General features: G+C 67.7%; 15 protein-coding genes and 1 pseudogene. 9 read left to right on the top strand and 7 right to left on the bottom strand.

Annotated elements, in window-relative coordinates; translation table 11 throughout:
* Nucleotides 1-48: 48 nt before the first annotated feature.
* The 4 genes and pseudogenes from ON31_RS14930 (at nucleotide 49) to ON31_RS14910 (ending at nucleotide 3,921) form a co-directional block, all read left to right on the top strand.
* Entirely contained in the window at nucleotides 49-816 is a 768-nt protein-coding gene (locus ON31_RS14930; RefSeq protein ID WP_255222111.1) for an MBL fold metallo-hydrolase, read from the top strand.
* 781 nt (nucleotides 817-1,597) lie between these two features.
* Nucleotides 1,598-1,942 (top strand): annotated as a pseudogene (locus tag ON31_RS14920) (hypothetical protein); the annotation flags it as partial.
* 170 nt (nucleotides 1,943-2,112) lie between these two features.
* Nucleotides 2,113-2,748 (top strand): Uma2 family endonuclease, encoded by a 636-nt coding sequence (locus ON31_RS14915; RefSeq protein ID WP_051037267.1) that lies wholly within the window; start codon nucleotides 2,113-2,115, stop codon nucleotides 2,746-2,748.
* A gap of 231 nt (nucleotides 2,749-2,979) precedes the next feature.
* Nucleotides 2,980-3,921 carry an NAD-dependent epimerase/dehydratase family protein gene (locus tag ON31_RS14910; RefSeq protein WP_039814364.1) on the top strand — a complete coding sequence of 314 codons (942 nt, stop codon included), beginning with the start codon at nucleotides 2,980-2,982 and terminating at the stop codon, nucleotides 3,919-3,921.
* Between the two features lie 36 nt (nucleotides 3,922-3,957).
* Here the strand turns inward: ON31_RS14910 and ON31_RS14905 are convergent, their stop codons facing one another.
* Together ON31_RS14905 and ON31_RS14900 are read right to left on the bottom strand one after the other, a co-directional pair.
* A complete protein-coding gene (locus tag ON31_RS14905) occupies nucleotides 3,958-4,716 on the bottom strand; it encodes a DeoR/GlpR family DNA-binding transcription regulator (RefSeq protein WP_039814363.1) in 759 nt (252 codons plus the stop codon).
* Between the two features lie 23 nt (nucleotides 4,717-4,739).
* On the bottom strand, nucleotides 4,740-6,737 hold the full coding sequence (locus ON31_RS14900) for a PTS mannitol transporter subunit IICBA (protein WP_039814230.1): 1,998 nt from the start codon (nucleotides 6,735-6,737) through the stop codon (nucleotides 4,740-4,742).
* A gap of 198 nt (nucleotides 6,738-6,935) precedes the next feature.
* On the opposite strand from ON31_RS14900, the gene ON31_RS14895 reads away from it, so the two are divergent.
* On the top strand, nucleotides 6,936-7,994 hold the full coding sequence (locus ON31_RS14895; protein WP_029927579.1) for a zinc-dependent dehydrogenase: 1,059 nt from the start codon (nucleotides 6,936-6,938) through the stop codon (nucleotides 7,992-7,994).
* A 101-nt stretch (nucleotides 7,995-8,095) separates the two neighbouring features.
* Nucleotides 8,096-9,307, top strand: coding sequence for a cytochrome P450 family protein (locus ON31_RS14890; protein WP_255222110.1), 1,212 nt, complete (start codon nucleotides 8,096-8,098; stop codon nucleotides 9,305-9,307).
* A 37-nt stretch (nucleotides 9,308-9,344) separates the two neighbouring features.
* On the opposite strand, the gene ON31_RS14885 is transcribed toward ON31_RS14890, so the two are convergent.
* Nucleotides 9,345-10,544 (bottom strand): styrene monooxygenase/indole monooxygenase family protein, encoded by a 1,200-nt coding sequence (locus ON31_RS14885; protein ID WP_039814228.1) that lies wholly within the window; start codon nucleotides 10,542-10,544, stop codon nucleotides 9,345-9,347.
* A gap of 122 nt (nucleotides 10,545-10,666) precedes the next feature.
* On the opposite strand from ON31_RS14885, the gene ON31_RS14880 reads away from it, so the two are divergent.
* The gene (locus ON31_RS14880; RefSeq protein WP_147287218.1) at nucleotides 10,667-13,189 is read left to right on the top strand and encodes an ATP-binding protein; all 2,523 of its coding nucleotides are present in this window, start codon (nucleotides 10,667-10,669) and stop codon (nucleotides 13,187-13,189) included.
* 14 nt (nucleotides 13,190-13,203) lie between these two features.
* On the opposite strand, the gene ON31_RS14875 is transcribed toward ON31_RS14880, so the two are convergent.
* From ON31_RS14875 to ON31_RS14865, 3 genes are all read right to left on the bottom strand, one after another.
* Nucleotides 13,204-14,133, bottom strand: a complete 930-nt coding sequence (locus ON31_RS14875) for a formylglycine-generating enzyme family protein (protein WP_039814224.1) — start codon at nucleotides 14,131-14,133, stop codon at nucleotides 13,204-13,206.
* 12 nt (nucleotides 14,134-14,145) lie between these two features.
* Complete coding sequence (locus ON31_RS14870; protein ID WP_039814359.1) at nucleotides 14,146-16,497, bottom strand: arylsulfatase; 2,352 nt, start codon at nucleotides 16,495-16,497, stop codon at nucleotides 14,146-14,148.
* A gap of 154 nt (nucleotides 16,498-16,651) precedes the next feature.
* Entirely contained in the window at nucleotides 16,652-16,855 is a 204-nt protein-coding gene (locus tag ON31_RS14865; protein WP_029927571.1) for a cold-shock protein, read from the bottom strand.
* Nucleotides 16,856-17,146: 291 nt separating this feature from the next.
* Here ON31_RS14865 and ON31_RS38435 point away from each other — a divergent pair, with 291 nt between their 5' ends.
* Nucleotides 17,147-17,509 carry an NfeD C-terminal domain-containing protein gene (locus ON31_RS38435; RefSeq protein WP_306306421.1) on the top strand — a complete coding sequence of 121 codons (363 nt, stop codon included), beginning with the start codon at nucleotides 17,147-17,149 and terminating at the stop codon, nucleotides 17,507-17,509.
* A gap of 19 nt (nucleotides 17,510-17,528) precedes the next feature.
* On the top strand, nucleotides 17,529-18,659 hold the full coding sequence (locus ON31_RS14855; RefSeq protein WP_039814355.1) for an SPFH domain-containing protein: 1,131 nt from the start codon (nucleotides 17,529-17,531) through the stop codon (nucleotides 18,657-18,659).
* An 11-nt stretch (nucleotides 18,660-18,670) separates the two neighbouring features.
* Here ON31_RS14855 and ON31_RS14850 read toward each other — a convergent pair whose 3' ends face one another.
* Complete coding sequence (locus ON31_RS14850; protein WP_039814222.1) at nucleotides 18,671-19,255, bottom strand: LGFP repeat-containing protein; 585 nt, start codon at nucleotides 19,253-19,255, stop codon at nucleotides 18,671-18,673.
* Between the last annotated feature and the right edge of the window lie 11 nt (nucleotides 19,256-19,266).

The raw sequence follows: 19,266 nt of genomic DNA, 5'->3' as shown, positions 1-19,266 counted from the left end.
GCCTCGATGTGTCCCCTCGGCGGACGAGCCCTCACCGGCAGTGGTGGCTTGATCACCGGTTCCCTGGTGGCGCACTGCCTGCTGGTCGAATCGAAGGACGGCCTCATCCTCGTGGATACCGGACTCGCCGCGGCCGATACGGCGGCATCCGGTCGGCTGCCCCTGGGCATGCGCATGCTGGCCCGCCCGATGCCGCGCCCGGAGCAGACGGCACTGCATCAGGTGCGGCACCACGGATACCGCCCCGAGGACGTGCGCGATATCGTGCTGACCCACCTCGACCTCGACCACGCGGGTGGCCTCCCCGACTTCCCGCATGCCCGGGTGCACGTGCTGGCCCCCGAACTCGATGCGGCCCGGCGGCGGTCGACGACAATCGCCAGAAACCGCTATCTGTCGCGACATTGGCGACACGGCCCGCAATGGGTCGCCCACGAGCCCGGCAGCGAAACCTGGTTCGGGCTGCCCGCTACCGGCGTCGCCGACGGTATCCTCCTCGTCCCGCTGCCGGGCCACACCCACGGCCACAGCGGCGTCGCGGTGCGCCAGCCCGGCGGGTGGCTGCTACACGGCGGCGACGCCTACTTCCACCGCGATCAACTCCGAGACCACGGCCGCGCCCCGCTCGGCTTGGCCGCCTTCCAACGGTTGAGCGACACCGACCACCGAGCTCGACTGAATAGCCTGCATCGCCTACGCACCCTGCACGCCCACCACTCCGATGAGATCCGCATCTTCTGCGCCCACGATCCACACGAGCTGGCCGAACTGCGAACAGCAGCCGCTGAGCCCACCGTCGAACGGGGCACGCCGTGAACGACCTGGTAGGAATCGGCGCCGCCGCGGCAGCTCTTCTGAGCACCATGGCTTCCCGCTGGTCACCAAGGAGTAGGGATTCATCTCGACAAGGCCCTGGACGCCGAGACCCGAGCTACGGGTGGCAACGCCCATCGCGTCCTCCGTGATCCGGGCCGCACAACAGGCCTACTCGAGACATAGATCATCCAGGAGGCCGATTGCGAAATGCTCGTCACTGGAGATTCGATAGTTGCTGAGAGTTGTCCAATGGAGAGGTAAGTCCGTCCGAGAAGTTGGGAATCAATCATGCGCAAACTATTCGCTACCGCCGCCGTCGCTGGGACCCTGACCGCCGGAGTCGCGATCGCCGGTGCCGGAGCCGCGAGCGCCACCCCGCCGCCGCCCGCGCCGCAGTGCGCTCTCGTCTCGTACCCTCTCGTTCTCTTGATCGAGGCCACCGGCGGAGCGTCCAGCCCACTGCTTCCGCTTGCGACGTCCATCCAGTCCGCGGTCTGCGGCTGACCTCGCCGACAGCGCCAGGCTCGCGATCCGCGCAGTCGCCGAAATAGCACCGTTTCGGCAAACGGCAAGCTACCGTTCATGGCAGTGAAACGCCGCGCCGCTCTGAAAGGTGTTACCTATGAGACGTTTTCTGATCGCGTTCGCGGGCTTGGCTCTGTTCTCGGGGGCCGCGGCTTGTTCGGAGGATTCGACGTCGGATCCGACACCCAGCAGCACCGCACCGGCGACCACGACATCAGCGGTGGTCGCCTCGACCACCGTACCCGCGCAACCCACCGGGGAACGCGGCGCCGACGGCTCCACCGGCAACGGGCTCAGCGCCGAATACTGTGCGAAGAACCAGGATCCGGGATGCCCGCTGGGCAGCTACGTCGGCCCGGACGCGATCCCGAACCCCAACGGCGACGGCACCTGGGTCCCGTGCGAGGGCACGATCTGCACCAACCCCAACCACGGCGCGGGCCCCGAAGCGACCACGCCCCCACCGGTCGAGCCGACCGTCACCACAGAGCCCGCCACCGACCGAGTCGAGGGCGCTCCCTGTGAAGGCGACGGCCACTGGGTACACCTCGAGGGCGGCAACGCCGAGCACTACGGCACCGACTGGCTCTGCCGGCACTGAACCGGCGACAGGAACAGCAATTCGACGCATGCGCAAACGCCGTCGGTGCGACGTGTACCGGCACGGCTGTTCCGCCCGGCAGCCTCGCGGCTGGATATGCTTGTCGGCGTCCATGCCGTCGGTCTGGTCATCGATCGAGTAGCCGTTCCGCATACCGAAGGATCGCCGCCGTGTCGGAAGCGTTCGACTGGTCTTCGCCGAAGACGTACAGCCAGGTCGTCGACATCGACGATTACCTGGCGATGCCCGAGGACGTCTCCCGTACCGTCGAGGTCAAAGACGGAATGATCATTTTCTGTGAGTCGCCCTCGCCGAACCACAACGCGATCTCGCGGAACATCGAACGCGCGCTTGCCGACGGCGAAGCGAAACGGTTGGATCGGAAGCCTTGTCTGCGCGTCAACCGTGACATCGACATGCTCGTCTCGGAAGTCCCCTTCCATTACAAGCGCCCCGACGCGATCGTCTACCGCTGTATCGACGAGCCTCGTCCGCACTGGAAGACCAAACCCACCGTCGCGGACACGATTCTGGTGGTCGAGGTGGTGTCGCCGACCACTGTCACCGCGGACACCATCGACAAACGCGCGGAGTATGCCCGCTACGGCATTCAGCACTACTGGATCGTTCGTATGGCGAATGACGACGGTCCGGCGGTCTCCATCGAGATGCTGGCGCTCGATTCCGATGGTCGGTACGTGTCCAATGGGTACCGCAACCGCAGTGACCACGTCGCGGCGATCGACACACTTACCCCCTTCGCGATCGTCCTCACCTGGGATCAACTCGACGAGGGCATCGACTGAGTTCTGCGCCCGATCAGGCTGGCGGCTGCCTCAGTTCTTAGGAGTAGACTCCTTAGGACTTTATTCCTAAGGTCTCGATCGGTGGTGAGTCGGATCACCGGCTGCCGCCTCGCTTGCTTCAGCGGCACGGATTTCAGCGCAGCGCTTCGCGATAGAGCCTCCGGGGGCGACGATGTATTGCTCGTCGGCCTCGACGAGCTGTACGGCACGGGTGCCGCAGAGGGGGGTTGCGTGAAAGTCGTGGTGGCGGGGGCTACCGGTGTCATCGGGCGGCCTCTCATCGGTGCTCTGCACCGATCCGGGCACCTGGTGTACGCGCTCGTGCGGGGCGGCCGCAGCGCGGAACTGGCTCGCGCCCTGGGCACGACGCCGGTCCTGGCGGATGTGCTCGACCGGGAGAAGCTGCTGCGCGTCGCCGACGGGCTGACCGCCGACGCGGTCGTGCACGAACTCACCGCCTACCGCGATTCCCCGCCCACCCACTACCGCAGCCGCGGCCTGGCCCGGACCAATGAACTGCGCACTGCCGGAAGCCGCCACCTGGTCGACTTCGCCGCCGCGGTCGGGGCCACCCGCTATCTCACCCAGTCACTCGTGCTGGGGTACGGCTTGCGCGATCATGGCGCTGAGCCCGTCACCGAACGCACGTTATTCGGCCGACCGCAGGGTGCGCGCATCGACGCCAGCATCGAGGCTCTGAGTACCGCCGAGGACTGCGCCTTGCACACTCCCGGACTCGCGGGTATCGCCCTGCGCTACGGGATCTTCTACGGTCCCGGTGCGAGCGACCCCTTCCTGCGCCCGCTGCGGAGGCGGCTCATGCCGCTGCCTCGGGGCGAGACCGGGTACATCGGCTTCATCCATATCGAGGACGCCGCGGCCGCCACCGTGGCCGCCCTGGAACACGGCCGCGCGGGTCAGGCGTACAACATCGTCGACGACGAACCAGTGACCTGGTCAGCGCATTTCGACACCCTCGCGAACGCCTTCGGCGCGGGCCCGCCACGGCGTGTGCCCGCGCGACTGTTCCGCCTGGCAGCTCCACTCGCCGCAGCGCAGATGCTGGATATGTCGATGCGTGTGGCCAATGCCAAGGCCAAATCCGAACTACGCTGGCAGCCCGCCCTGCCCACCGTGGCCGAGGGTGCACGCACGCTGGCGGCGACCCGCTGACGGCCCCCTCGAAACCCCGGTGCCGATGCTCGTCGGTCAGGCCCGCACCACCGTCGTCCCGAGCGCCTCGAACCGCTGGGCCTGCACCGGATCCAGTTCCGCCCCGGTGATGATCGCCTCGAAGTCCCCGATCTCGGCGAAGCGGCAGAAGCTGGTCATACCGAATTTCCCGTCCGCCGCGACCAGGACGCGCCGGGTCGAGCGGCGGACCGCCAAACCCTTGACCGCCGCGACGGCCGGGTCGGGGGTGGTCAGGCCGTGGTCCAGGGAAATGCCGTTGGTGCCGAGGTAGGCGAGGTCGATGGTGAGTTCGTCGAGCATGCGCAGGGCCCAGTGGTCGACGGTGGCGAGGGTGCGGCCGCGCATGCGGCCGCCGAGGAGCAGGACGGTGACGGTGTCGCTGTCGGCGAGGGCTTCGGCGGCCAGCAGGGAGGCGGTGACGACGGTCAACTCCCGGTCGGCGAGCTTCTCGGCGATCAGGCGCGGGGTGAATCCCTCGTCGATGTAGACGGTTTCGGCACCGTGCAGCAGGTCGGCCGCCGCCGCGGCGATGCGGTGCTTCTGGGCCAGATCCACCCGGCTGCGGTACTCGAGACTGGATTCGAAGGCCGCGCTCTCCAGCGGAATCGCCCCGCCGTGGACCCGCTTCACCAGGCGACGGTCCGCGAGCAGGCGCAGATCCCGGCGAATGGTCTCGGCCGCCACCCCCAGTTCGGTGGCGAGGCCGAGTACGTCCACCCGGCCACGCGTCCGGGCGAACTCCAAGATCTGCGACTGCCGCGAATCCGAATCCACGAGCAACATTCTGCTGTATCGCCTCAGCTGTGGCGGGGACCGAGGACCGCCCGAATCTCCGCCACCGTGTTCGCGTCGCGCAACCGAGCCACCTGATCGGTGTCCGCGAAGACCTGGGCGATCCGGGACAGCAGTGCCAGATGGTCGTCTCCGGTTCCGGCGATGCCGATGACGAATTCGACCGGATTCCCGTTCCAGTCAACGGGTTCGCGGTAACGCACCACCGACAGCCCGGTGCGCCGGATGTCGTCCTTGGCCGCATTGGTGCCGTGCGGAATGGCGAGCCCGTTGCCCATGAACGTGGAGACCGAGCCTTCGCGTTCATGCATGGCCGCGACATAGGACTCCGCGACCGCCCCCGCGGCGACCAGCAGCCCGCCCGCCTCGTCGATGGCCTCGGCACGGGTGGTGGCGGTGCCGGAGAGCACGATCGACTCGTCCGGGAGCAGTTCGCCCGCTTCCGTGGATTCGGCCGGTACATCGCCGCCGTCGGCCCTGGCGACCAGCGCGACGATCTCGTCGTACTCGGGACTGTTCATGAAGTCGTCGACCGGCACATGGAGGGCGGAGGGCGTCCGTTCGCGCGCCCGATCGGTCAGATCGCGGTGGGTCACCACGAGGTCGTACTCGTCGCTCAGGTTCGCGATCGCCCGATTGACGACGGTGACCTCCGTGTAGCCCGCGTCGCGAATCCGCTTGCGCAGCACCGAGGCTCCCATGGCCGAGGAGCCCATCCCGGCGTCGCAGGCGAAGACGATGGTCGAGATCTTCTCCGGGGCGGTCAGGGTGGCCGTCGAACCGGTGCCCATCGAGTTCAATGCGGCGGCGGCCACCGACCGCTTGCCCTTCAGGGCCTCCATGGCGGCGGTGGCCCCGCCCAGATCGGGTTCGTCGACGGATCGATCGGTCCGCAGCAGTACGGCCGCGACCAGGAAGCTGACCGTCGCCGCGCCGACGACCGACAGCGTCACGCCGAGATAGCTGTCATTGGCCGTCTGCGCGAAGACCGCGATGATCGAACCGGGTGCGGCCGGAGCGCGCAGACCGGAATCGAACAGCACATTGATCATGACGCCGGTCATGCCGCCGGCGATCATGGCCGCGATCAGTTTCGGCTTCATCAGCACGAACGGGAAGTAGATCTCGTGGATGCCGCCGAGGAAGTGGATGATCGCCGCCCCCGGCGCGGAACTGCGGGCCACTCCCCTGCCGAACACCATGTACGCCACCAGCAGTCCCAGGCCCGGCCCCGGATTGGCCTCCAGCAGGAACAGGATCGACTTGCCGTCCTCGCTGGCCTGATTGGTGCCCAGCGGCGTCAGGATGCCGTGATTGATCGCGTTGTTGAGGAAGAGCACCTTGGCCGGTTCGATGAAGATCGATGTCAACGGCAGCAGGCTGTTGTCGACCAGGAAGTCCACCACATTGCTCGCCAACCGGCTGAATCCGGAGACCAGCGGGCCGATGCCGAAGAAACCGACGACCGCCATGGCGGCACCGGCGATACCGGCCGAGAAATTGTCCACCAGCATCTCGAAGCCGGGCCGAATCCGGCCGTCCCACAGGGCATCCAGCTTCTTGATCAGCAGGGCGCCGAGCGGGCCCATGATCATCGCGCCGAGGAACATGGGCACATCCGCACCGGCGATCACGCCCATGGTGGCGATGGCGCCCACGACCGCGCCGCGGGTGTCGTAGACGATCCGGCCGCCGGTGGCGCCGATCAGGATCGGCAGCAGGTAGGTGATGGTCGGGCCGACGATGCCGCCACCGTCGTAGTCACCCCAGCCGCCGATGTGGGCGACCCAGCTGCCCGCACCCACGTCACCGGCGAGGGAGGTGATCCAGCCCTTCTCGATGAACAGGGCGGTGAGCAGGCCCCAGGCGATGAAGGCGCCGATATTCGGCATGACCATGCTGGACAGGAACGTGCCGACGCGCTGCACGTGGACGCGGGTGCCGCCGCGGGCTTCCGCTGGGGATACCGGCGGTGGCGATACAGGCGTTGGGGATACAGACATTGTGACTTCCTCTGAGCAGTAGATCAGACATGTGACGCCAGCCACATCCCTAGCAGTAGTAGACCGCAGAATCGGGCATGCTGACAAGAGATCGGGCATAAATGGGCGGCGAATTCTGTGGATTTGTGCCCGAATGGCCGTTACGGTGGATTGGAGCGATCGGCTCACGGCCCGAAACGGCGGAAGGAACACGAATCCATGAAGGCCCTGCGCTACTACGCACCCGAGGACCTCCGGCTGGAGGACATCCCGGAACCCGAGTGCGGTCCGGACCAGATCAAACTCCGGGTGCGCAACTGCTCGACCTGCGGCACCGATGTCAAGATCCGCCACAACGGGCACCAGAACCTCACGCCCCCGAGGACTCTCGGCCATGAGATCGCGGGCGAGGTCGTCGAGGTCGGCGCGGCGGTGAACGACCTGTACGGCACCGACTGGCGAGTCGGCGACCGGGCGCAGGTGATCGCCGCCGTACCGTGCGGGAAATGCCACGAGTGCGCCAGGGGCTGGATGGCGGTGTGCCAGAACCAGACCTCGGTCGGCTACCAGTACGACGGCGGTTTCGCCGAATACATGATCGTGCCGAGTCAGGTGCTGCGCGTCGACGGCCTGAATCGGATCCCCGACACCGTCGGCTACGACGAAGCCTCCGCGGCCGAACCGCTCGCCTGCGCCATCAACGCGCAGGAACTGCTCGGCATCGAGGCGGGCGATACGGTCGTCGTATTCGGCGCGGGACCGATCGGGTGTATGCACATTCGCATCGCGCGCGGCGTATACCGTTGCGGGCCGGTCTATCTCATCGACGTAAACGCCGAACGCCTGGAGTTGTCGGCGAACGCGGTGCGACCCGACGAGGTCATCGACGCCTCGTCGACCGATGCGGTCGCCCGCGTCCTGGAACTGACCGGCGGCCGCGGCGCGGACGTGATCATCACCGCCACCGCCGCCAATATCACCCAGGAGCAGGCCATCGCCATGGCCGCCCGCAACGGCCGCATCTCCTTCTTCGGCGGCCTGCCCAAAACCAATCCGACCATCACCTGCGACTCCAATGTCGTGCACTACCGCCAGTTGCACATCCACGGCGCCAACGGCTCCGCGCCGGAACACAACAGACGCGCCCTCGACTACATCGCCACCGGTCAGGTCCCGGTGCGTGATCTCATCACCGACCGCATCCCGCTCGACCGGGTGCTCGACGCCTTCTCGACCGTGGAGAGCGGTACGGCCATCAAGGTGACCGTCCAACCCTGATCCGGCGGCGCGGGGCTACCGATGCCCGCGACCTACCTATTCGGCGACCCTGTTGCGGACGCCGGAGAGCGAATCTCCGCACGACCATGGGGGTTTCGCTGGTGACCACACACCACGCGGTGGGACGCGCCGCCGAACCGTTTCCGCTGTACTCCGCGGCGTTCGCCGCCGATCCGACGACCGCCTACAGCGAACTGCGGCGGCGCTACGGAGATATCGCGCCGGTGGAGTTGGCGCCCGGCATCCCGGCGTCGCTGGTGCTGGGCTACCGCACCGCGGTGGCGATCCTGCACGACCCGCAACGCTTTCCGGCCGATCCGCGGACGTGGCAGCGCGGGGTGCCCGCCGACTGCCCGGTGCTGCCGGTGCTGGAATGGCGGCCGATGGCGCTGCGCAACGACGGGGTGGCGCACACCCGCTACCGGCAGGCCAGTGTGGACGGGCTCGGCGCTGTCGACCTGTACGACCTCGACGCCACGGTGGAGCGGATCGCGGTGCCGCTGATCGCCGACTTCTGCGCCGCCGGTGCCGCCGATCTGATCGGCCAGTACGCCGCACCGCTGGCGTTCGGGGTGATGAACGCCCTGCTGGGGTGTCCGCCGGAGATCGGTCGCCGGGTCGGGGAGGCCACCGTCCTGCTGTTCGACGGCACCGACACCGAACGCGGCAACATCATGCTCTCCGAAGCGGTGCGGGATCTCATCGTCACCAAGCGGGAACGGCCGGGCGACGACATCACCTCCCGGCTGGTGCGCCATCCCGCCGGATTCGACGATGTGGAACTGCTGCACCAGGTCGCCATCCTGTACGGAGCGGGCATCGAGCCGTTGCAGAATCTGATCAGCAACGCGCTGCTGTTGATCCTTTCCGATCAGCGCTTCGCCGGTGATGTGCTCGGCGGCAGCCTCTCCACCCGCGACGCGCTCGACGAGGTGCTGTTCACCGACCCGCCGATGGCGAACTTCTGTGTCACCTATCCGCGTCAGCCCATGCTGGTCGGTGCTACCTGGTTGCCCGCGCATCAGCCGGTGGTGATCAGCATGGCCGCCTGTAACAACGATCCGGAGGTGGTCGCCGACGGTGGCCGGGTCGGCAATCGCTCGCATCTGGCGTGGGGCGCGGGTCCGCACGCCTGTCCGGCGCAGCCCGCCGCCTACCTGATCGCACAGAACGCCGTCGACCAGTTGCTCGACGCCCTGCCCGATATGCGTCCGGCGGTGCCGGTGGCCGACCTGGAGTGGCGGCCCGGACCGTTCCATCGGGCGTTGGCGGCGCTGCCGGTGGTGTTTCCGGCGACGCCGCCGTGGCACTGAATCGCTTGTGGCGCTGCGGATCAGGACGGCGTGCGGATCAGGACGGCGTTCCCGTGAGCAGGTCCGATCCCGCGGGGTGCACGAATGTCTCGGCGAAGGCGTCGGCGATCGAGCTGTCCCGGCTCGCGGCGAGCATGAGCCGTCCGAGCGATTCGGGCGGGTCCAGCAGTGTGAGCGTCCAGCGTGCGGCCGGATGCGCGATATCGGTGAGCCAGGGTTCCGCGGCCGCCGCCATCCAGTCCCGGTCGAACGGTCCCCACGGGTTGTCGAGGATCGCGCGGCCGTAGTGGGTTCCGCAGTGGACGGCGTTGTTGGCGCCCTGTGCGCCGCCGGGATCCATCCGGCACACCACATCGGCCCCGCCCAGGATGGGGCGGCCGGACGGGAGCGTCCCGATCGGCTGCCGCATCACCGGTGTCACGCCGCCGACCAGGGTGGCCCCGGCATCGGTCAATTCGCCGACGCGGAAACGAGCGGAGAACGCCGGCGGCAGGTGGCTGTCGAGCAGCTCCCGAGCCTGTTGCCACCGCGCGGCGGCCGTGCCACGGGCATCCACGATATCCAGCGGACGTCCGGGGATGGCCGCGAAAAGCAGTGTCTCACAGCGCCGTTCCTGGCCCGGCGGGCCGGTCAGCGCGGGTGCGGAAACCAGTTCGCCGAGACCCGGAAGCGCCACGTAGGTGCCGAGACCGTCCGGATCGGGCGCGACGCCGTCGAGGTAGAACACGGCCATGCGCCGCGCCGGTTCGGTCGGCAGCGTCCACCTCGGGTCGTCGGCGAAGCAGGCCGCCAGTTCCCCGGACGCCCGGGTGACCACGGTCAGATCGTATCCCGCCGCGCGGCTGTCGATCTCGGGCACCGATGGAGATCCGAGGTCCAGCTCACCACCTGCGGCGACGAAGTCGGTGAGCCACCGGGCATGCGCCGTCCGCTGGTCGACGCTCTGCGCGGGCCGACTGAACCGTCCCGACCACTGATCCACCACGCTGCCCTCCACCACCATGGTGAACCGGATGCCGAGCACGTCCGGCGCGAGGGTGCGCCAATGACCGAGTCCCGCAGCTGATTCCAGATCGAGCGTGCGCGGAAACTTCAACTGGGTGCTGGTCACCGACCCGGACAGCACCGCCTCCGCGTCGCGATCGGTGACCAGGGTTACCAGTATGCCGCCGTCGAGCAGACGCCGAGCGAGGGGTAGCCCACACTCACCGGCCCCCAGTATCTGAACGCGTGTCACGTCGACTCCTTTCGGTTCGTGTCTGCTCCGACATCGTCGGCCGATAGGTAGCCACCCGGCATCGGTAGCGGCGTGAGCGATCATGACGCGCATCGGTAGCGAGCTGGGTAGGCTACTTCGTCGTGTCGGTGCCTTCCCCGCAGAACATGGAAACGGCGGCCGCAGCCTGCGATTTCATCGGTCGTGACGACGAATTGGATCGGATCGTGACGGCGCTGCTGGGCCCGTCCCGGCTGGTCACGCTGGTCGGCGCGGGCGGTATCGGTAAGACTCGGTTGGCGGTCGAGGTGACCCGGCGACTGCGCAAGGCGCGTCGCGCCCCCGTGTACTGGGTGCGGCTGAGCCGCCTCGCCAAGGATTCCGCACCCGCAGCGGTCGCGGACGAGGTGGTGCGGTCGGTGGTCGACGGTGACTTCTCGGGCCGTTCGGCGTGGCGGGCGCTGATCGAGACCTTGGGCGCGGGGCAGCGCGCTCGTGGTCCCGCGCCGGTACTGGTGGTGGACAACTGTGAGCATCTGCTCGATGCGGCCGGAGACGTCATCTGCCGTCTGATCGCCGAAGTGCCGGGCCTGACGGTGCTGGCCACCAGCCGGGAGACCATCGGCTGGATCGACGAGCAGCGCATCGTCATTCCACCCTTGGCGCACGCCCACGCCGTGGACCTGTTCCGGCAGCGCGCCGCGCTGACCGGCCGCCCCGTCGCCGACGAGCATGCCGACCTGGTGGACTCGATCTGCGGCCAGGTGCACCACCATCCGCTCTACATTCAGCTGGCGGCGGCGCGCCTGCGCTATCAGCCGTTACCGCTGATTCTGCGCGATCTCGGCGGCACCGAGACGGACCGTCGACTGCATTGGTCCGGTGGCCCACGCTTGGGCCTGGACGAGCGCCATCGCGGTATCCGCGATGTGATCGCCTGGTCGTTCGACCTGTGCGAGCCGAAGGAACAACTGCTCTTCGAGCGGATGTCGGTCTTCGCCGCCGGGTACGACGTCCACCCCGATGACGCGGACGGCCGGTCGACGCCCGACACCGGCGCGGAATTGTCGGCGATCACGGCGGTGTGCGCCGACGACGAGCCGGCTGGCCTGCTCGCACGGGAGATCGAGCCGCTGCTGGAGCGCCTGGTGGACCGATCACTGGTGCTCATTCACCTCGACGCCGATCTCCCGCGCTATTCGCTGCTGGAGAGCTGCCGGGTGTTCGCACAGCAGCGGCTGGCCGAGCGGGATGCCGCGGCATGGGCCCGGCTCACCGGCCGCCACCTGCGCCACTACCGTGATCGGGCCTCCGCCGCCCGTGCCGAGTGGGCCGATGGGCGGGAAGCGGAATTATTGACCTGGGCACGCGCGGCCTGGGACAACCTACTATGCGCCATCGACCGCAGCCAGGCCGGAGGCGACGGCGCCGCCGGACTGGAGATCGCCATCGGCCTCATCGCGCTGCGCGTCCCATTCCTGCGCGGGTCGCTACGGGAATCACGTCAATTGGCCGAGCGCACCCTGGCCACCGTGCACGCGGCGGGGGGCGGGCCGGTAGCGGCACGGGTGTCGGCACGGGCGATGATCGGCTGGATCGCGCTGTGCCAGGGCCTCGCCGATGAGGCCGAGCGCACGCTGGACGAGTGCGTGGCCGAGCTCGATCCCGACCCGGAGACGGCGGCCCGGTGGCGACGGCAGCCGACTGCCGACGCGGGTTTCCCCGCGGCCGTCGAATACCTATGGGGCAGTGTGCTTCTGCTGGACGCCGCCGACGTCCGCGCGCTCCCGGTGCTGACACGGGCACGGTCCAAGTTCACCGCCGACGGCGATCGCGGCGGCGCGATCATGGCGGAACTGTTCGAAGCACTGGCGGCGGGCTTCCTCGGAACCGCCGAGCAGGCAATCGATATCACCGGCCGGCACCTGGCCGGCATCGGTGATCCGGGACCACAGTGGGCGAAGTCCTGGGCCGAACTGGCCCGAGCCATCGCCCTTACCGCGCACGGCGACGCCGAGGAGGCCGCATCGCTGATCCATGCCGCACTGAGCTGGCAGCTGGATATGCGCGATCGCTGGGGCGTGCTGTGGGCGGTGCATATTCGATGCTGGACGCTGGCGCGAATGATCACCGACGGCACCGGCGGCGGTCGCGCGGCCCGGGAACGAGCCCGTGAGATCGGCTGGCTGGGCGGCGGCGCGGCGGCGCTGCGCCGGGAGATGGGCGTCGATCTGGCCAACCTGCGCCCGTTCGCCACGGCCACCGACCGTGCCCTGGTGATCGCCCGAAAGACCTTGGGCGACCGCGAATTCGAGGTGTTCTTGCGGGAGGGGGAACTGCTGAACCCGACCACCAACGAGGTCGCCCGACTGGCACTGGGCACCTGGTCGCCACAGCGCATACCGGCCGACCATCCGGTCCGGCAGCACCGTCCCGCTCCATGGCAGCAACTCTCCGCCGCCGAACGCGAGGTGGCGGTGCTGGCCGCCGCCGGATGGACCAACGCCGCCATCGCGACCCGGCGAGGCAGCTCTTCACGCACCGTGGACGCTCAGGTCGCCGCCGTCCTGCACAAACTCATGATCCGGTCCCGCGCCGAGATCCTGCCGCTGCTGCCCGACGCCGATCGGGCGCGTGCCGATCGCGTGGCAGCGGTGCCACGATAGCGGGGCGGAACCGTTCACCGTCGTGGCGCGCTCACGACACAGCGGAAGCCGAGGTGGCAGGTGGAGGTGTCCTCGGTCTGTCCCTGCCGGGCCGCGGGACGGTAGCGGAAGCAGTAGTCGGCGGAGCACAGGTAGGAGCCGCCCTTCACCACGCGCCGGGAGAACCGCTGTGCGGGTGAGGATTCCTCGGCTGTTCGGCCGGACGCGCAGCATGTCCCCGGCGCGGGCCGGTCGTAGCGGTCGGTGGTCCACTCCCACACATTGCCGGTCATGTCGAACAGGCCGTAGCCGTTCGGTGGATAGGAGCCGACGGCCGTGGTGTCTGGCGTATCGGGCTGTCCGCGACCCGGCCGGAACCGCCAGGGGAACGCTCCGACCCAGACATTCGCCATCCGGCGGCCGCGCGGTTCGGCCTCGTCACCCCACGCGTACACCGCCCCGTCCCGGCCGCCGCGGGCCGCGAACTCCCATTCGGTCTCCGTCGGCAACCGCTTGCCCGCCCAGCGCGCGTACACCGCCGCGTCCTCGAAGGCGATCTGGGTGACCGGGTGTCTGTCACGGCCGTCGAGAGTGCTGTCCGGGCCGAGCGGGTGCCGCCAGTTCGCGCCGGGCACGTAGCGCCACCAGCGGCGCCAGTCATCCAGTGGCACCGGTTCCGAGGTGGGATGGAACACCAGTCCCCCGGCGACCAGATGTGCGGGATCGGCCTCGGGGAAGTCGGCGCTGTCGGGGCGGCGTTCGGCGACGGTGACGTATCCGGTGTCCTTGATGAATCGCCGGAATGCCGCGACCGTCACCGGGTACGGGTCGATCCAGAACTGCTCGACCGTTTTCCGGCGTGGCGGTCGCTCCTCGGGGAAGAAATGGTCGGATCCCATGGTGAACACGCCGCCGGGCACGTGAACCATGCCGCGGCGGCTGTCGGTCGGAGCGGCGAGGGACATGTCCGGTTTCCCTCAGTCCCGCGAAAAGGCCGAGGCGGCAGCCATTTCCAGATTCTCGTAGGGTTTGCCGCTCAGGTCGGCGGTGACCCGGCGGATCGTGCCGCCGATGAACGGGAACGGCGTTCGATACCGCCGCGACACCGGCTGCCCGCTGTCGCGGCCCACACAGATGCCCTCCCCCACCCAGGAGAACAGACTGGGCTGTATGCGCATATCGGCGAGCGATCCCACCGCCCGGTCGTCGATGTAGAGCGTGGTCTCCCCGGTTGGGGTGAAGTTGTCCGACCGGGTGCCCCGGCGTTCGAATCGGACGCCGAAGATGTGCTCGCCCAACGGTATCGGTTGCTCGGAGCGAATGGTCTGCTCCTCCTCGCCGAGGAAGTTGTAGACGTAGTACAGCCGCCCGTCCTGGAGGAACAGGGTGTGACCGCCCAGCCTGCCGCCGTGCGCGAAGAGCACGCCGTGCGCCTGGTCGTCGGCGACGGTGACATCCGCCAGCACGGCGAACGACCGGCCGTTGATCTCCAGGGCCGCGCCCGGACCCACCTCCGCGCTGCCCGGATAGTAGACGCGGCTGTCGCGCGCGCGTCCGAGCGTCGGGCGCGGACGGGCGCTGGCGGTGATGATGTCGAGATCGTTCAAGAGCAGACCGTGGTATTTCTCGGCCTCGGCGAACCACAGCGCCTTCATCTTCTCGAGTTTGTCGGGATAGTCGGCGGCCAGATCGCGCAACTGACTGCGGTCCTCGACGAGATGGAACAGTTCCCAGCGATCGGACTCGAAATGGCCCCACCCGGAGGGGCAGGCCGCGTGCACGGTGTTGGCGAACCAGCCGCGATGCCAGATTCCCCGGGTGCCCAGCATCGAATAGAACTGGGTGTGCTTGTCGAAGTCGGCGTTCGGGTCGTCGAGGATCGCCCGGAAGCTCACGCCCTCCAAGGGGCGCTGCGGCACGCCCTGCACGGTGTCCGGCGGTGTGATGCCGAGTAATTCGTACACGGTGGGCGTCACATCGCAGATATTGAGGTAGTGGTGTCGCGTCTCGCCGCGTGCCGCCAGCCCGGCGGGCCAGGAGAGCACGCAGGGATCGGCGATACCGCCCTCGTGTGAGGCATAGCGCTTGTACAGCTTGAACGGCGTATTGAAGGCCATTGCCCAGCCGATCGCGTGATGGTTGTAGGTGCGCGGGGAGCCGAGTTCGTCGATCAGCGCCAATCCGTCGTCCACGGTGTCGAGATAGCCGTTGAAGAATTTCATCTCGTTGACGCTGCCGTTGGGGCCGCCCTCACCACTCGCGCCATTGTCCGACAGCAGGACGATGATCGTATTGTCGAGTTGTCCGCTGTCCTCCAGATAGTCGAGCAGCCGACCGATCTGCGCGTCGGTATAGGACTGGAAGCCGGCGAACACCTCCGCCTGCCGGCGGAACAGCCGCTTCTCGTCCTCGGAGAGGGAATCCCACGGGCGCACCGTGTCCTGGGCGGGCCACGGCTTGCCGTCCGCGCTGGTCACGTCGGAGTAGGGATTGAGCGGCGGCAACTCCGTGTCGTCGGGCAGCAGGCCCATACGTTTCTGGTTCTCCAGCACGATGTCGCGATACTTCTCGTATCCCATGTCGAATCGGCCGCGATACCTGTCCGCCCACTCCTGTGGCACATGATGTGGTGCGTGGCCGCAGCCCGGACACAGGTACATGAACCATGGCTTGTCCGGGGCTATCGTCGTGGAATCGCGAATGAACCCGATCGCCTTGTCGGCCAGATCCTTCGACAGGTGGTAGCCGTCCTCGGGTGCGTACGGCTGCGAGATCGGATGGTTGTCGTACACGAGGTTCGGGTACCACTGGTCGGCCTCACCGCCGAGAAAACCGTAGAACCGCTCGAATCCACGCCCCAGCGGCCAATGCCGTTTCGACGCGGCCAGATTGCCCTCCTCCAGCGGGTTCATATGCCATTTGCCGACGGCATAGGTATTCCACCCGCGCTCCGACAGCACCTCCGACAACAGGGCGGTGTCGGCCGGAATCCGCCCGGAGCAGTTGGGAAAGCCGTCGCTGAACTCCTCGATCGTCGCCATCCCGACCGAGGTGGCATTGCGCCCGGTCAGCAGCGCCGCACGACTGGGTGAACAGAGTGCGGTGGTGTGGAACTGTGTGAATCGCACCCCCCGATCCGCGATGCGCCGCACATTCGGCATCTCCACCAGTCCGCCGTAGCTGTCCCACGTGCCCATTCCGGTGTCGTCCCACACCAGATACAGCACATTGGGCGCTCCCTCCGGCGCCTTGGGTTCCTCGTACGGCCCCCAATCGGCGACCGAATCACGGATGTCCAGTGCGATACGGCCTTCGAATTCCTGCGTCACCAATCCCACCTCCGGAACGAGTCGGCTGTCTTCCGGAGACACTGGCCCGCCCGCGGCGCCCGGTCGTCACCCGTTGGGGGTGAGGTGGGATCTGATTACCCCTGAAATGCACGAAACCCGCGCCGATGGCGCGGGTTTCGGAGCTGATCCGCTCTCAGATGGCGCGGACGCTCTGGGCCTGCGGGCCCTTCTGACCCTGCCCGATCTCGAACTCCACTCGCTGACCCTCTTCGAGGGACTTGAAGCCGGAGCCGGAAATCTGGGAGTAGTGGACGAACACGTCGGGGCCGCCCTCATCCTGCGCGATGAAGCCGAAGCCCTTTTCGCCGTTGAACCACTTCACACTGCCTTGCGACATACTTTTGTTTTAACTTTCCTGTTGTGAGCCGAGCGATCACATCAACAACCCGTGCTCACCACACAGCATCTCACAGTGCAGCGGTAAACCCTAACCGACGGGTGGCCCGGTGCTCGATCGACGCCCGCGCACGGGGCTGTGATCAGGGGTTGCGGTGATCTTCGTGAGCTGTGTCGCTGCTGAATACGGGGCGGGACGCGGCCACCTCCTCCTCGGTCGGCGACGAGGTGCTGGCGGGTTCCTCGAGGTGACTGAAGAGGCCGGACTGCGGTCGATCTTCACGGTTCATCCTTGAAGTCTGCTCCGAAAATCCGGAAAAACACCAATCCTGCGCTCGATGCGTGGATGCGCGGTGCGTCGCGAGAGGTGTTCCACTGCACCGCAGGTAATGTCGCGGGTGAATGCGAGGAGTTCATCCCGATGACAGACCCCGTGCACGGGCGGGTGGGTAGGATTGTGACTCCGGTCCGCGCCGCGGGCGGGATCGGGGAGGTTCTTGTCACCATACGAGGGGGAACCGAGCTGTACATCGCACGTGCCGACGAGGCGCTCGAGGTCGGGACCACCGTCCTGATCGTCGAGGTGCATCCGGGTCGGGTAGTGGATGTGGTGCCGTGGATTCCGCTCGACACCGGTGACAACCGAATGTCGTGAATGCGAGGTGGATCGAGCCGTGTTGGGCTATCACGTACCGAATCCGGACGAGGCGATGCTCGTCACCGGCGGGCGAACCAAGGACAATGCTCCGTTTCAAGTCTTCATCGGGCGCGGCTCCTGGGTGATGCCGTTCTTCCGGAAGGTGCGGTTCCTGTCGCTGGCCATGTTCGAGGCCGAGATCAAGGAGCGCTGTGTCACCAAACAGGCCATCCAGCTGGATGTGCGGGCGGTGATCGCCTTCAAGGTGGCCAACGACACCGGTTCGATAGTCAATGCGGCACAACGCTTTCTGTCCGAGCACGACCAGGAGATGTCGGTGCTCACCGGGCGCATCTTCTCCGGTCACCTGCGCTCCATCATCGGCTCGATGACCGTCGAGGAGATCATTCGGGAGCGGCAGCGGCTCGCCGACGAGGTGCTGGTCGCCTCGAAGGTGGAGATGAGCAATATCGGGCTGTGGGTGGATTCCTTCCAGATCCAGTCGATCGACGACGGCGGACTCGGCTACATCACCGCACTGGCCGCGCCGCACAACGCCGCCGTCCAGCGCGATGCGCAGATCGCCCAGGCCGAGGCCGCGCAGCGGGCCGCCCGCGCCGAACAGGAGTCGCTGCGCCGCCGCGCCGAGTACGAACGCGAGACCGCGTTGCTGCGCGCGGACTATCAGCGCGATATCGACAAGGCGAATGCCGAAGCGGCACAGTCGGGACCGCTGGCGGAGGCCATCGCCAAACAGGAGGTGCTCACCGCGCAGGCCGAGCAGGCCCGCAAACAGGCCGAGCTGCGTGAGCAGCAGCTACAGGCCGAGGTGGTGAAACCGGCGCTGGCCGAAGCGGAGAAGGTCCGCATCCTCGCCGAAGCCGAGGCCGATCGCACCCGCATCCAGGCCGAGGCGGCCGCGTCCAACAACCGCATCGCCCTGGATCAGCTGCTCATCGAGCAGCTGCCCGAGATCGTCAGGCAGGCCTCCCACGGTCTGGCCAATGCCAACCTCACCGTGCTCAACGGCCCCGACGGCGTCTCCGAGCTCGTCAACAGCATGGTCGGCCAAGGGCTGACGGTCTTCAACTCGCTACAGAAAGCGTTGTCCACCGGCGATGACGAGACACCGTCGGAATCCGCGCTCCGGAAACAGACGCGCGACTAGCGAGGGCAGGGTCAGCCGACGGTGATCGCGCCGGTGCTGCTGTTCCATTCGATCCAGCCGCCCTGGAAGTTGCCGCGACGTCCCTCGTCGGTGTCCTGCTCACCGGAGGTGGGGAAACCGAGTCGGCCGTTCTCGTAGCCCTGCTGCGCGTAGGCGTCGAAGATCGCGCCGTACACCGGATAGGTGCCCGCCGGGGAGTGGTAGATGTTCCCGTGCTGGAACCGGTTGAAGCGGCCCACCCCGTCCGGCGTGGGCAGTTCGCCGCTCACCGGCCACCCCAGGGCGGAGGTGGGACCGCCCATGTTCTCGTATTCGTCACCGATCTGCCCGTACACCTCCCACGCACCGGTATCCGGCGTCCAGTAGATCGCGCCCTGCTCGAAGTCCTGCTGCCGACCGCCGTCGCGATCACGCTCGTCCCCGGTGCAGTCGCCCAACGGTCCGGTCGGCCCCGACACCTCGGCATAGCGCGTCCCGACCGCACCCGTCGGCCAGCAGCACTCGTCGTCCTCGGTCGCGCAGCCCACGACACCGAATATCGCCAATGCCAGGCCCACGGCCATCACCGCGGCCCTCGAGATAGCCGGTAGCACCATCACACCGCCTT

This window comes from Nocardia otitidiscaviarum NBRC 14405 (assembly GCF_000308635.1).
Lineage (GTDB): Bacteria > Actinomycetota > Actinomycetes > Mycobacteriales > Mycobacteriaceae > Nocardia > Nocardia otitidiscaviarum.
This window is presented reverse-complemented; position numbering and strand designations above follow the sequence as displayed.

Excerpts from the sequence above, each read along its gene's own strand:
- ON31_RS14850 (WP_039814222.1), bottom strand. The coding sequence starts at position 19,255 with ATGGTGCTACCGGCTATCTCGAGGGCCGCGGTGATGGCCGTGGGCCTG.
- ON31_RS14865 (WP_029927571.1), bottom strand. The coding sequence starts at position 16,855 with ATGTCGCAAGGCAGTGTGAAGTGGTTCAACGGCGAAAAGGGCTTCGGC.
- ON31_RS14875 (WP_039814224.1), bottom strand. The coding sequence starts at position 14,133 with ATGTCCCTCGCCGCTCCGACCGACAGCCGCCGCGGCATGGTTCACGTG.
- ON31_RS14895 (WP_029927579.1), top strand. The coding sequence starts at position 6,936 with ATGAAGGCCCTGCGCTACTACGCACCCGAGGACCTCCGGCTGGAGGAC.
- ON31_RS14900 (WP_039814230.1), bottom strand. The coding sequence starts at position 6,737 with ATGTCTGTATCCCCAACGCCTGTATCGCCACCGCCGGTATCCCCAGCG.